This is a genomic window from Bacillus sp. 22475, assembly GCF_052044835.1.
GTDB lineage: Bacteria > Bacillota > Bacilli > Bacillales > Bacillaceae_G > Bacillus_A > Bacillus_A cereus.
Map to the genome: position 1 here is coordinate 48672 of NZ_JBQENW010000003.1, position 13495 is coordinate 62166.

Below are 13495 nucleotides of genomic sequence, written 5' to 3' on the forward strand. Positions count from 1 at the left end.
TTCAATATGTGGAAAACAAATATTATCAAAACTACTAGAGGAAAATTTGAGTATTTTGTGAAGGGAGAAGGGCCGCCTTTATGCGTTACACATATGTATAGTGAATATAACAATAATGGAAATACTTTTGCAAACCCATTCACTGATTTTTATAGCGTATATTTAGTTAATTTAAAGGGTTGTGGGAATTCAGATTTAGCAAATAGCGATTCGGGAAGCTTTATATATTAATAAGTGGGGATTTGCTGGTCATTCAACAGGAGGGATGTTAGCTCTTGTATATGCGACTGAAGCACAAGAAAGTTTAACGAAAATAATTGTTGGTGGCGCAGCGGCGAGTATGGAATATGCATCCCATAAAGATAGTATATACTGTAGTAAAAATGAAAAATTTAATAGAATCGTATCAATTATGAATACATTAAATGAGGATAGTATAGTACAAGAAGAAAGAAAAGCATTAAGTAGAGAGTGGGCACTTATGTCTTTTTATTCTGAAGAAAAGCTTGAAGAGGCATTAAAATTGCCGAATAGCGGAAAGACAGTTGGCAATCGGTTAAATTATTTTAGACAAGTTGAATATAAAGATTATGATGTTCGTCAGAAACTTAAATTCGTAAAAATCCCAAGTTTTATATACTGTGGTAAGCATGATGCGCAATGTCCCTACATATTTTCTCGTGAAATAGCAAATTTAATCCCGAACGCAGCATTAACTAAATTTGAAGAAAGTAATCATAATCCATTCGTTGAAGAAATAGACAAGTTTAATCAGTTTGTAAACGATACATTATAATCAATAAGTAAAAAGCGAATCTTCTATATAAGACAGATTCGCTTTTTACTATAATTAGACTTTTCGCCACCAAGCATACCTAGGATAGTCTGTAGATTTCAACGTAATAGATTCGCCAATTTGAGGCGTTGTAATTTTAACACCTAAACGGTTGGCTTCTTTCGTAACACGTTCTATCGGGTCACTCCATTCGTGTAATGCTAACGTAAAAGCACCCCAGTGAATTGGAAGAAGTACTTCTCCTTTAACATCAATATGAGCTTGTACAGTTTCTTCAGGCAACATATGAATCGCAGACCACCTCGAATCATATTGTCCGCATTCCATCAATGTAAGATCGAATGGACCGTATTTATCACCAATTTCCTTAAAGTGAGGGGCATAACCGCTATCACCACTAAAGAAAATTTTAGTCTTTTGACCAAGAATAAGCCATGAACACCATAATGAACAATCTCTATCTGTCATACCACGTCCAGAGAAATGTCTTGCAGGCGCACATACTAACTTAATATTATCAAACGTAATTTCGTCCCACCAATTATGCTCACTAATTTTACTAGGTGAAACGCCCCATTTAATTAAATATTGCGCAACTCCAGATGGAACATAAAAGTGCTTTGCACGATCTTTTAACTGCATAATACTTTTGTAATTCAAATGGTCATAGTGATTATGAGAAATGATAATCGCATCAATTTCTTGAAGTTCTTCACGTTCTAAAGAAAAGGTACCACTATAACGTTTACTATTAAACAGAGGAAACGGGGAAGAGGCATCTCCAAACATCGGGTCTAATAACAATTTTTTACCTTCTATTTTTAAAAGAGAAGCAGAATGGCCAAACCATGTCACACTCTCTAAAGATTCATTATCTTTATTTGATAAAACGATCGGTAAATTCTTTATAGGACGCAGCTTTGATTTCATTTTAAAGTAATCCGTCATTAAACTTATAATATCTTTCGGTTTAACACTCATATCAGTATGAATTTGATTTGTATATTTCTTATTCATTAGTTCTCCTTTTTACGATTAACAATATACGTATGTTGTTATTGTAGCTATTTTTAGTTTAAACTAAATTATTTTACCTTTCATCTTAAATGCATTGCAGTTCATAAATTCGTCAAATTCAATATTCGTAAATATAAAATGAAACTTATTTAGCAGCAGAGAAAACCACTATGAAGTAAATGTAAATTGTTTTAATTTAGTAAATCCCTTCTTACAAAAAAGAAAGAACATACGTTCCGTTGTATGTTATAGAAGAAAATATGTTTCTAATTAACAAAAGGAGGGAGAGGATATAAGTGCAAATAGAGCGAAAAAAGAAGTCCAAATGTAAACTATCAAAATCTGAAATCATTCATCTGTATGCAGAAGGGAAAAGCACCTCAGAAATTGCTATGCTTGCTAATGTGTCTGCAAGGTATATTCGTATGGTTCTAACAGACAACAACGTTCCAAGGCGAGCTATAGGGAGCTGGAAGAGAAAGTATGACATAAAAGAAGATTTTTTTAAAACTTGGTCAAATAATATGGCTTATATTTTAGGGTTTATAGCAGCTGACGGCGTTATACAAAAAGAAAATCAATGTGTCAGTATATCACAAAAAGAAAGTTACATTTTAGAAGATATAAAAAAAGAACTACACACAAATCAGCCGCTATACCAAAACAAAAAAACAGGTGTATACATGCTAAATATTAATAGCAAAACAATAAAAGACGACATTATGAACATACACGGAATCATGCCATGTAAATCATTTAAAATTGAATTTCCTTTCGTACCAGAAGAATTTTCACATCATTTTGTTCGTGGGTATTTTGATGGAGATGGTTACGTCAATTATGAAACTTATACAGTTAGTTTTGTAGGTGGATCATATAATTTTATGAATTCTTTAAATCAAATACTACAAAATCACAATTTAACAGCCGATTTACTAGATCAAAATAAACATTATCGTGTCATTTTATCCGGAAGAAAATCAATACAACTATTTTCAAATTGAATTTATAAAGACAAAGATATTTATTTGCATAGAAAATATGAAGTATTTCAGAAAGAAAGTCTAAGTCTAGATCAATTACAAGATCGAAAGCTAAAACAAACTCAAACTGCTGTTAAACAAAGAAAACAAAATTTCCTTAAAGAATATATGAAAAATAAATGTATTGGCACAGCTTGTTCTAATATAGAAATAAGCGAATAAACTTTTAAACGTTGGTTAAAAAATGATAATCAATTTAAAACAGAATATGAACAAATTAATTTGACAAATCCAACTAGCAATAACTAAATATAAAATTCTAGATGACCTTAGTATAGGTATTAACATAGCCATACTAAGGTTTTTAATTTGAAATCATTAAAGGATTCTTATTTTTATTTATAGAACATAATAAATACATAAATTTTACAATTAAATCACTAAAAAAGGAGGAATATTAAAATGTTCGTTAAGTATACTCCGGAGAAAATACTTCAAACATCTTATGAGGCAAAAATGATTTCATCAGGTGACAATTATCCAGCCTTAAAGATAAGTGAAACAAACCTTCAGTATTTACTTGTAATGCTCCATCTTGGAATTGAGTCAAATGCTATAAAAACGAAGCTAAATTGGACGAATGAGGAATTTGAAAAGCACGTTAATTCATTAGAAGTAGAGGGGCTATTGAAACAAACAGGAGGGAGGTACTATCCAACGTGTATGGTGATAACAGCTACTGAAGGAAAAAAGCTTTATAACCTTTGTGAACCTCTAATTAAACCAACACTTAAGATCATTGAAAATTATTCAAATCAAATTGAAACTATTTCAAAAAGAATCGACACGTTTAATCATTTATCTAAAGAATCGTATAGTCTGTTATTGTATAGCGGTGTTTTATTAGATTTTGGACAAATAATTAACATTGAGAAAAACTATTTAAAAAAGGAACGACCTCTAAAAAATAAGAAAAGATACTATTATGCTATTCCAGAACAAGAACAGACAGATATAGAGGCATTCGGGATGTATGGTAATACATATTTAGATTTAAGAGAAGTTCAAATTGGTCTTTATGGAAATACTCGATATTCAACATTAAATTTAATAACAGCAAATAATAAAGCATTTGAAGAACATTTTCAAAACACTAATACTGATATTAATTATGTAAAAAAGCGATTAGTAAAAAATTTCGTAGCAGCAGAAGGGCAAATAAACTTACACCTAAATGTACTTTACGAAAAATTAGGCTTATATCAAAATTCACAACCTGTTATCCCTATGTTTAAAACAGCAGACTTACCAATACTTAACGAAATTGCAAACACAATCAGTGAAGATTTAGTCTTATTATTTAAAGAAAACGATAAACCTTTAAAAGAATACTTTGCGAGCAGCAGATACTCAAAAGAAATAACTTATGAAGAGTTTTTTATCTGGTGGTATCATTTTTTCTATACAAAAGTAACTGAAGAATTAATAAAACAAGGTGTAATTATAACTAGTGCTCAAAAAAATCAAACGTACATAATCTATTAAATCTATTACAAACTCATTTTAACGAACTTTAAATAAAAGCGACTTATATAATTTCACATATGTAGCAGCTGAGTGTATGTGGAATCTTTAGTAATTTGTAAATAAATAATCATTCAAAATTAAAATCTAATATATAAAGAAAATAAGATATTAAAAGGAGAGAAAAATCTTGCAAAAAAAATTTATCAATCCAGAAACGATGCCACCAACTTTTGGATATTCACATGTAGTCGAAGTTAGTAACGCTAAACGAACAATTTACATATCTGGACAAGTAGCAATCAATACTAACGGTCAAATAGTAGGTATTAATGATTTAGCTACACAAACGCGACAAGTATTTGAAAATATTAAAATTGCATTAGAATCTTCAAAATTAAACTTTAATGATGTAGTAAAATTAACATTTTTCTTAACAGATATTTCTCAAATGGCCATTGTTAGAGATATTCGGGATCAATACATAGATACTAAGAATCCACCAGCAAGTTCAGCTGTCGAAGTTAGAAAGTTAATTAACGATAACTTATTAATTGAAATTGAAGCAATTGCTGTAGCAAACTAATTTTAAGAACTTATTCGTAATCATATCAATGCAATTCGTTTAATGCGTTCAGTTAAAACGAATTGCATTTTTTATTGTCTTAAATATAATTTATATCTGGAGACATTTTCATCAACAACTTATAAAACAAACAACTAAACAATCCATCACACAGAATGATTAAAAAGAACGAGGGGAGGCTAATCACAAAAATTGACTTATTTATAATAAGTTTATTATTTAAAGTTAGTTAACATAATATATATTATAGGCAGTTATAGAAACAAAGTAATATCAGGTATCAAAAACCAAGTAAACTATACTTAATGAGACGAAATGGGGATTTTTAGTGAGATTCATATGAAATCTTATCTAAACAAATTTCTTCAGTTTTTATCGTTTTTATTTGTTATAAATTCATCACAGCAAATCTTAATCAATAATCGCTTAAGATTTAACGAATTAAAAACATTTTTGATTGGCAAGAAATTTTTATACAGAAAAATTATTTCTATACAAAATATAAATTAGTAATTTTATTTTATGTTTTACTTAATGAATTTATTGCTATTTGCACATGTTTTACAACTTTACATTATTTGTTGTTATTTCTGTTATTTAGGCTTGACTTTCATTACACTCATTGTTTTTTATTCTAGTTAACATAACGCTTATTTTTAACATAAAAAAATCCTCCTCACCTTCAGGAAGATTTTTTGTTTGCTATTATTTTATTTATATCTTCTAGTAACAATCCCAATTGTAAATGACATTGGAAAAATCTAGATTTAACAGCTCTTCCTTACGTATAAAGAAATTAGCAACCCCAGAATCGCCCCACATAATATTTAATGAATCGTCTGTATCGATTTGCAGCAATAATATGTCATGTTGCTGGTATTTTTCTTCCCATTCTCTCGGATCTGTCTGTGTGAAAAATGGATATCCACCAATTTTATGTCCTTGATCTTTACATAAATCATCATACAGTTCGCCTAATTCTGTATTATTTTCTTCATCAACAATTTCTTCCCAATCAATGTTATCACTAAAAATCATTTCAAATCGATAATCTCTTGGTGTTACTGGTTGATATGCCAACTCAAACTTTAGTTTTGCTGCTTCGGGTATGATAAAATTCTCTAAATCTAAAGTGTTTAAATAACTAAAATCAGTAATAACCTTATTTAAATCTTCTATAATTGTAGAATGATAAATAATTCGAAAGTCTTTTTGGACTGTTGGATGATCAAAATCTGCTCCAAAAAGATCTTCTTCAGCACTTATGAAAAACTGTAACATTCCATGTTGAGGCATATGTTCAATGTTTGGTATTTCTTCAAGGTTTAACTGCGCAAGTAGCATCATAGGTTGTCCGTTTGAGTCTTTAGGATGCTCTTGATCTATAGGTAAATACGGATATCCACCAAACTTACTTTCAAAAAGCGTTGTCTCTGCTTGCGTTCCAGACACTTTAACATACGGTTTCACACTTTCTTCTAAAATACTACGATACTGTTCTAGTTCTTTCGGAATTTGAAGTTGATACGTATTCTTCACTACATTTGCCTCCCTTTAGTAATGAATTGAAAATGCCTAACTTAATTATATAGCAAGCGATAGCTTAATTGAAAATCGTTAAAAATCCATTTTCACCCTCATTTTTTGCGCGCTTGGTGGACAAAGTAGATTATGTTCTAATACCTTTTTATTAATAGTTCGAATTAAATCCGCTGCTTCTGCAGTATTTGTATTTTCTTTTAGCTTTTCTTTTAAATCGTCAATTTCTTTTGAAAGCTCAATCCACCTAGGTAAAACATGATTATTTGCTAAAGTTCTATAAAGTTGCTTTTCAGGATTGTACGAAAGATCTTTATCAAGATTAAGAGGTTTCCCTTTACCAGGTAAATGATCAAAAGACCCTTTCTTTTCTGCTTCTTTAACGATAGAACTAATATGATCTTCATACGTATAGGACCAAACTTTCTCATCTTTTACTAAAATCTCTTGCTTTTTTAGTTTTTTATCTAGTTCTTCTTGATTCATAGATTCTCTCTCCTTTTTATTTTCTAATGTCGTTTTTGTAAATTCTAATGCCCTTAATCCATCGAATAGCTTTTCTCGCCACCATGCGCTATCATGTCCGCCTTGAAACTCTTCGTAAGTGGTTCGGTGTTTCATTTCTTCTAAAGCTTTATATAGCCGTCTATTAGCCGTTAAAAGAGGTTCGTTTTCGAGTTCACCTACTGCTATGTAAGAATGTAGATCAGTCGTATTAGAATTTATTGATGAAATTTGATTTTCAATCCAAGGAATTGTATTTTCATAATTATCCTTTTTCCAATGTACGGATCCAGACATTGACAACACATTTCCGAAAATATGTGGATTTTGAAGTGCTGCATAAAAAGCTGCTAAGCCAATAAGACTGAAACCAGCAATTGTTGTATGATTCTTTTCCTGATAAACGTGATACTTAGCTTGAATCCACGGAAGTAATTCCTTCGTTAAAAATGCATTCATTTTATCGTTATAAGTTAGCTCTTCTAATCGATAGACAGGATCTATAGCAACAGCAATACACGATGGGATTTCTTTTCCGTAAATTAAATAATTAAGTGTTTTTGTGATTGAAAGGTCATTAATGAATGAATTCCCATCAAATACAATGAGAAGTTCTTGAAGATGTGAAGTGTGAGAATAATCATGAGGCGTATAAATATGAATTTTGCGTGTGTTATTTAAAATCGAACTATAAAAAGAATATGTTTCAATCTTTCCGGACGGATAATCCTTTGAAGGAAAACGACTGCTATATTGCACCTCCATTCCTATGTTTAACACAGACGCTTTATTGGTACCTTCTCCAAATGTATTTTCATTAAATGGATCTAGTCGATACTGTTCACTACGCTTTATCCAATCATTTTCAAAAAAATCGTTGACTGAAAAATAATAAGTTGAAATAAAACTCTTATTCGTTCTAAACGTAATATACCAAATATCTGTCTGTAACAATCGTTGTAATTGATTTACAGACAGATCCCAAAGAATCCCTATATAAAAGTAGTCATAAGTTATGTGTTTAGAGAAGTTATTGATTAGAAAAATGATCAATTGCCTGAATAGAAAGTTCTAATGATTTTATTCTTCTTTCTAAAAGTGTTCTTTGAGGACTCCCAAGCTTTGACTTAACGTAAATCTTTTCAATTGATGGAAGCAAACCAATCAGAACATTACGAGCTTCTGCTAAATCTTCCTGAGTATAATGATGAGTTTCTTGCTTCCAAACACTTTCTAACATAGCTAAGCCGATACTAGCTGCTTTGAGTCTTTTTTTCACTAAAGTAGTATTTGATCCTTTTTGAGTCATCTGTGATAAGGCATTTTCAAGTTTACTAATTGTTGACTGTAAAGATTTTATTGATTCTACTTTATCTATATTTGATACGTTTTTCATGTTAATGTTATCCCTTCTACGTTGCTAACTTGTTTTGTTTAATGTTTAATGAAATCCTTAAAAGCTTGATTTCACTCGAAATATTTTAACATAAATAACTAACTGTATTCGAGTTGGACAATAACTTAAAGTAAAACAGCTATTCCTCTCTCCTCCCCTGTATCATTCTATTATATGTACTTCTTTCTTCTCATTAGAATTCCTATATAAACTAGTTGTTAATATTGAATGTTTTATGAACAAAAAAACGTACAAGTAATGTAACCTGTACGTTTTCGCTTTTATTCAGTAAGGTAATAAAGTAATAGCTTCCTGGTCTTCTCATAACTTATGAAATCTCTATACAAAATGGGATAATTCACAATTTCTGTTTCTAGAAAACGATATTGCGGAAACCACTCAAAAAACGATTTTCTTAACCACTTTATTTGTTGAAACGTAATGTTCTGTTCGTTTCCATTTAGTACAGAATTTAAAGTAGCTGCTGTATGCATCCAATAATGATTAAAATCAGCGTTTATACAGTCATCTTCGGTAAATTTACTTTTTAAGTCTCGCTGCAATTTTGCTGTAGCACGATAAGGAAACGGTTTATGAAGTGGACTATGCATTTTCTGCAATTCCTTAAAAATAATTTGTTTTCCTAACTTCAACTTTCTCCTCCTTTATTTCTCTATCCAATTTAATAAGTTTTCATAATGATATTGAGCATCGATATACCCAAGATTATATAGATTAACAAGCTTTTCCTTATTTCTTTCTATTCCGCTTATAGGAAGCTGTACACTTGGCTGAATTACATAAAAATTATCTTTTTGTTCTTCTTGATTCATATAAGATATCGTCTCATTATAAAAACGATAATGGTTTACTAAATCCTCTGCGATTTTCGGATATTTTCTATATAAAATTTTAGCCAGGCCTGAAAATTTATTTCGCTGCTTCTCATATCCTTCTGGCTTTGTCATAATTACAACGTTCTTTTCATAACCATCCTTTTGGGCTTTCAAAACTGGTATAGGGTCTATAATCCCTCCATCTAATAATTTTCGATTATTATATTCTACAGCAGGTGCTATAAACGGCACAGAGCTAGATGCACGAATGATTTTTAAAATATCATTTCCGTGTTCTGCTTTATTATAATAAATGGCTTGTCCTGATTCGCAATCAGTTGTCCCTATAACAAACTGTTCATTACAGTTTAAGAAAGTTTGAAAATCAAATGGTACAATTTTATTAGGTACTTCATCAAATAAAAAATCCATTCCGAATAATTCACGTTTTCGAATTAAGTTTCGATAAGATATATACCTGTAATCTGATACTAGCTCTGTATTTACTTTCTTATTTCTACCTTTTTGACGTGACAAATAGGTTGCTCCCATACAGGCTCCAGCTGATACGCCGACTACATATGGAAAGAATAAGTTCTTTTCCATGAAATATTCGAGTACACCTGCAGTATATAAACCTTTCATTCCTCCGCCCTCTAATACTAAACCAATATTCTTCATGCTATATCCCTCTGCTTCTTTTTTCTTAATTTCATATTAGCATAAGATTTTAAGATGAGGTTATATAAACTAATTACAACAATAACCAGAAACTACTAAAGTAATGTCATAATATCTTTGTGAGTAACATGTTACAATATAAGTAATTCATTCCACATATATTAAAGGAGGAATTTAATATGGGTTTATTTAGCGGTATTTTAGGAAATGCATCAAATACGAGTTCTGAAAGTGTAGAACGTGATTTAGAGAAGATTATGCTAGACGATGAAAAAGTAGAGCATGCTTATAAATTAATTCGTGATCTAATCGTATTTACAAATCGTCGTCTTATTTTAGTAGATAAACAAGGAGTAACTGGCAAAAAAACAGAATACCATTCTATTCCTTATAAAAGTATTACACAATATAGCATCGAAACGGCTGGGCATTTTGATTTAGATGCAGAACTTAAAATTTGGGTGTCTAGTATGGAGGATCCAATTACGAAAGAATTTAAAGGTGACGATAGTATTTTAAGCATTCAAAAAGCGTTAGTAACCTTTACGACAAAGTAGTGATTTTGTATTTTTATTCATTTTTAAAATTACTAACCCGAGTATTTTGGAAGAACATACATTATTTTTGTATATTTAATCTAAAATAACATAAAAAGGTAAAGCGTATTTTATATGCTTTACCTTTCTTTTTTGTAATAAATAAGTGTAGTTTCATCATTTAATTTCTTTGTAACTTCTGTTCTTTTATACTCCATCTTTTCATACAAAAAACAATTTTTCTCTTCTTCTAAAATAGTAGCAAGTTCCCAGCTCGTTGCTTCAGGAAACATTTCCTCAATTAATGTAAGTACCTTTTGGGCAATTCCTTTTCCTTGATAACTCGGGTGAATAAACATTGGACTGATCCAAAATTTAGAGGGTGTTTCTTTTTGTGAAATGCATATCGCTCCAACAAGATTCATTGCCACTATTATTTTATATAAGCCACCGTCTACATGATTTATTCTACAAATAGTTTTTTCGATAGTTTCATTTGCTGGATTTGTTTCATAGTCTTTATATTTATGTAATAAAGGGCTAAATGAGTCTATTTGCATTTGAAATATAACTTCTGCATCACTTTCTGTCGCCTTCTCTAATGTAATCTCCATGTTACCAATTAAGTCGCTTTCTTAACGAGGTAATATGAGCGGTATGATGACGACCATGCCATGCATATAGGCCTATTGCAACAGCAAGTTTTGTTTCACCAGTTTCAGGATGGTTAAATGTCTTTTCTAAATCTTCAATTTCTAGAGAATATAAAAGGTTAACCCATCTTTTATGTAATGAATCTAGCATTACTAGTGAAACATCTACCGGTAATTTTGAATCGGGTAACTCTGCCCACTTCTCTTCTTTATACGGCTTAATAGTTGGATTCTTTTCTGTCAGTGCTAATTTAAAGCGTATGTAGCTATTCATATGGCTATCAACAACGTGATGAACAACTTGACGGACAGTCCACCCTCCAACGCGATATGGTGTATCTAACTGCTTCTGATCTAAATCTTTAATTGCCTTTGTTAGTTCATGAGGTAAATCTTCAATTTCTTGAATCCATGTATCAATCATTTCTTCAGTTATAGGACGTTTGTATGTAAATTGGCCAATTGGATAACGTAAATCATTCATGAATAAGTCCTCCTTATTATAAGCGCGAAGTATTTCTCCAAATATAGTGTACAAACTTCACATGTTCTCCATTTAATTCTACAGATGTTATATCTGATTCGTTTTGATAAGAAGAAAATCCGCTTTTTTCAAGTACAATTTGTGATGCGAGATTATTAGTAGTTGTTTTAGCATGAACTTCAGTAATTTCATTCTTTTTCGCTACATCTAAAATTAATTTTACGGCTGCTGTTGCAACTCCTTTTTTAGTAAATTTTTCTCCGACCCGATACCCTAGCGAACTAATTCGAGTTTTCGTATCTATATCTACTAAATTGATTCGCCCTACAATTTCTTTTTCTTCATTACGAATTAAATAAAAATAAGAATCTCCATCCGCTTGTTCTATTAATAAATCGTCTAGTAGTTTTTGGAAATATTCAAATTCAAAATATTTTGAGCTACGATTTGGTACCATTGTTTCAAAAAAAGATTTATTCGTAAGTTCAAACGTAAATAAATCCTTAGCATCTTGTTTCTTTAGTTGCTCTATGTATATTTCCATCCCGTATTCTCCTTCTTGATTTACTAACTGTTATACATTCTTTTTTAATCAATTATATTCCTGCTATTACTTTCGATTAAGTAATACAGATAGTAGCACTTTCGGATGAAAAAGATGAAATGGACTACGAATTAAATTCATCACTCGTACTAACCGAATATAAACATCAGAATTACTTGCGGATAGTCGATATATTTGTTTCGTATACCATAGCTGAAATTTTTGTTTTGTAGTTAATTCTCTCTTTAGTTGCGGATGACGTGATATTTCTGTTGTTGTCATATCCCAAGGGGTTTCTATTATAGTAGCTGCCTTTTTATAAAATTGTTGTGTAAATGTTTTATCAAGTTGTTTTCTGCCTTGCAGAAGTAATTGCAACTGGTGAGCCTCCATAGCAGCAACTGATACGCCTTGGCCGAAAACGGGATCAAAACGACATTGCGCATCTCCAACAACTAATAAGCCTTCTGGTACATTATTCACTAAATCAAATCGCCGGCGTACTTGATAGGGAATTTTGTATGTCTTTATATCAGTAATTCCCTCAGCCTTGTTTAGGAAGTCTGTAACATTAGAAATTGATAGGTTTTCAGCAAAATCATAAAAATCATCATCTGTTTGTGGTGCTTTCTCGTTTGCGTATCCACTGAAAGTAACAAAATAACGATTATCTTCTATCGTTTGAATAAGAACGCCATAAGGGTTATCAGGGAAACTCGGAGACATTAGCACATTGCAACAGTCTAATTTCTCATTTTCTTTAAGTTTGAACATTTTTGTTGCGTAAAATAAATCAATACGAACTTTCTCTTCTAGTACTTCAATTCCGTATTCTCGTAACCACTCTATACTTTTTGAGCCAAATCCACTCGCATCAACAACAAGATCTGCATGAACTTCTTCTTGTATGTCTGTCTCTAAATATTTAACTTTTACTCCACACACTTTGTTAAGCTTTTCATCTACCAATAACCCTTTAACCAATGTTTCATATTTAATAGTAATATTTGAAATTTGATGTATTCGTTTTTGAATATGCCATTCTAGTAAAGGACGACTTTGTTGAATCATATGTACTTCCCCTATGAACGGTTGTTTCCATAGACCGAATTGATGCCATTTCAAATCACGTGTAAAGTTGTTTATAATACTACCCGCTTCTATTAATTCATTCGTAATAGTAGGAAACAATTCTTCAATTGCTTTTTCTCCACCTTTTAATAACACGTGAGGATGATTACTTTGTGGAACTCTTTTTCTTGAAGCTTTTCCATCCCATTTTTCACCGACTTCTAAAATGATTACTTCTTTAAAAAAAGTTGATAATGCTTTTGCTGCAAACTTTCCTGCCATACTTCCACCAATAACGATAGCCTTATTAAACATATTTTCCCCCTTAATAAAAAGAGATCCTGC

The 13495-nt window shown here is 31.0% G+C and carries 12 protein-coding genes and 3 pseudogenes; 5 read left to right on the forward strand and 10 right to left on the reverse strand.

All coding sequences use genetic code 11. The annotated features are described in order from the left end of the window. Positions 1-6: 6 nt before the first annotated feature. Positions 7-796 (forward strand): annotated as a pseudogene (locus tag ACTJJY_RS06460) (alpha/beta fold hydrolase). A 54-nt stretch (positions 797-850) separates the two neighbouring features. Here ACTJJY_RS06460 and ACTJJY_RS06465 read toward each other — a convergent pair. After that, complete coding sequence (locus ACTJJY_RS06465) at positions 851-1813, reverse strand: MBL fold metallo-hydrolase (RefSeq protein ID WP_440605232.1); 963 nt, start codon at positions 1811-1813, stop codon at positions 851-853. Between the two features lie 296 nt (positions 1814-2109). Between ACTJJY_RS06465 and ACTJJY_RS06470 the strand changes: the two are divergent. The 3 genes and pseudogenes from ACTJJY_RS06470 (at position 2110) to ACTJJY_RS06480 (ending at position 4906) form a co-directional block, all read left to right on the forward strand. Beyond that, positions 2110-3105 (forward strand): annotated as a pseudogene (locus tag ACTJJY_RS06470) (LAGLIDADG family homing endonuclease). Between the two features lie 153 nt (positions 3106-3258). Further along, positions 3259-4341 (forward strand): hypothetical protein, encoded by a 1083-nt coding sequence (locus ACTJJY_RS06475; protein ID WP_440605233.1) that lies wholly within the window; start codon positions 3259-3261, stop codon positions 4339-4341. 169 nt (positions 4342-4510) lie between these two features. Next, positions 4511-4906 carry a RidA family protein gene (locus ACTJJY_RS06480; RefSeq protein WP_377857808.1) on the forward strand — a complete coding sequence of 132 codons (396 nt, stop codon included), beginning with the start codon at positions 4511-4513 and terminating at the stop codon, positions 4904-4906. A 723-nt stretch (positions 4907-5629) separates the two neighbouring features. On the opposite strand, the gene ACTJJY_RS06485 is transcribed toward ACTJJY_RS06480, so the two are convergent. The 5 genes and pseudogenes from ACTJJY_RS06485 to ACTJJY_RS06505 all read right to left on the reverse strand — a co-directional run bounded on the left by ACTJJY_RS06485 (position 5630) and on the right by ACTJJY_RS06505 (position 9862). Further along, on the reverse strand, positions 5630-6445 hold the full coding sequence (locus ACTJJY_RS06485) for a YwqG family protein (RefSeq protein WP_113303426.1): 816 nt from the start codon (positions 6443-6445) through the stop codon (positions 5630-5632). A 78-nt stretch (positions 6446-6523) separates the two neighbouring features. After that, positions 6524-7933, reverse strand: a pseudogene (locus tag ACTJJY_RS06490) (DnaJ family domain-containing protein); the annotation flags it as partial. A gap of 46 nt (positions 7934-7979) precedes the next feature. Next, positions 7980-8345 carry a hypothetical protein gene (locus ACTJJY_RS06495; protein WP_440605234.1) on the reverse strand — a complete coding sequence of 122 codons (366 nt, stop codon included), beginning with the start codon at positions 8343-8345 and terminating at the stop codon, positions 7980-7982. A 281-nt stretch (positions 8346-8626) separates the two neighbouring features. Then, complete coding sequence (locus ACTJJY_RS06500; protein WP_029442484.1) at positions 8627-8998, reverse strand: YxiJ-like family protein; 372 nt, start codon at positions 8996-8998, stop codon at positions 8627-8629. Positions 8999-9010: 12 nt separating this feature from the next. After that, positions 9011-9862 (reverse strand): patatin-like phospholipase family protein, encoded by an 852-nt coding sequence (locus ACTJJY_RS06505; protein WP_440605235.1) that lies wholly within the window; start codon positions 9860-9862, stop codon positions 9011-9013. Positions 9863-10041: 179 nt separating this feature from the next. Between ACTJJY_RS06505 and ACTJJY_RS06510 the strand changes: the two genes are divergently transcribed. Continuing rightward, entirely contained in the window at positions 10042-10419 is a 378-nt protein-coding gene (locus ACTJJY_RS06510) for a PH domain-containing protein (protein WP_000522472.1), read from the forward strand. Positions 10420-10538: 119 nt separating this feature from the next. Here the strand turns inward: ACTJJY_RS06510 and ACTJJY_RS06515 are convergent, their stop codons facing one another. From ACTJJY_RS06515 to ACTJJY_RS06530, 4 genes are all read right to left on the reverse strand, one after another. Next, positions 10539-11012 carry a GNAT family N-acetyltransferase gene (locus ACTJJY_RS06515; RefSeq protein ID WP_440605236.1) on the reverse strand — a complete coding sequence of 158 codons (474 nt, stop codon included), beginning with the start codon at positions 11010-11012 and terminating at the stop codon, positions 10539-10541. Position 11013: 1 nt separating this feature from the next. After that, on the reverse strand, positions 11014-11535 hold the full coding sequence (locus tag ACTJJY_RS06520; protein WP_000999062.1) for a YfiT family bacillithiol transferase: 522 nt from the start codon (positions 11533-11535) through the stop codon (positions 11014-11016). A gap of 16 nt (positions 11536-11551) precedes the next feature. After that, entirely contained in the window at positions 11552-12079 is a 528-nt protein-coding gene (locus ACTJJY_RS06525) for a GNAT family N-acetyltransferase (RefSeq protein ID WP_440605237.1), read from the reverse strand. Between the two features lie 66 nt (positions 12080-12145). Further along, a complete protein-coding gene (locus tag ACTJJY_RS06530) occupies positions 12146-13465 on the reverse strand; it encodes a glutamate synthase (protein ID WP_440605238.1) in 1320 nt (439 codons plus the stop codon). Positions 13466-13495 lie beyond the last annotated feature (30 nt).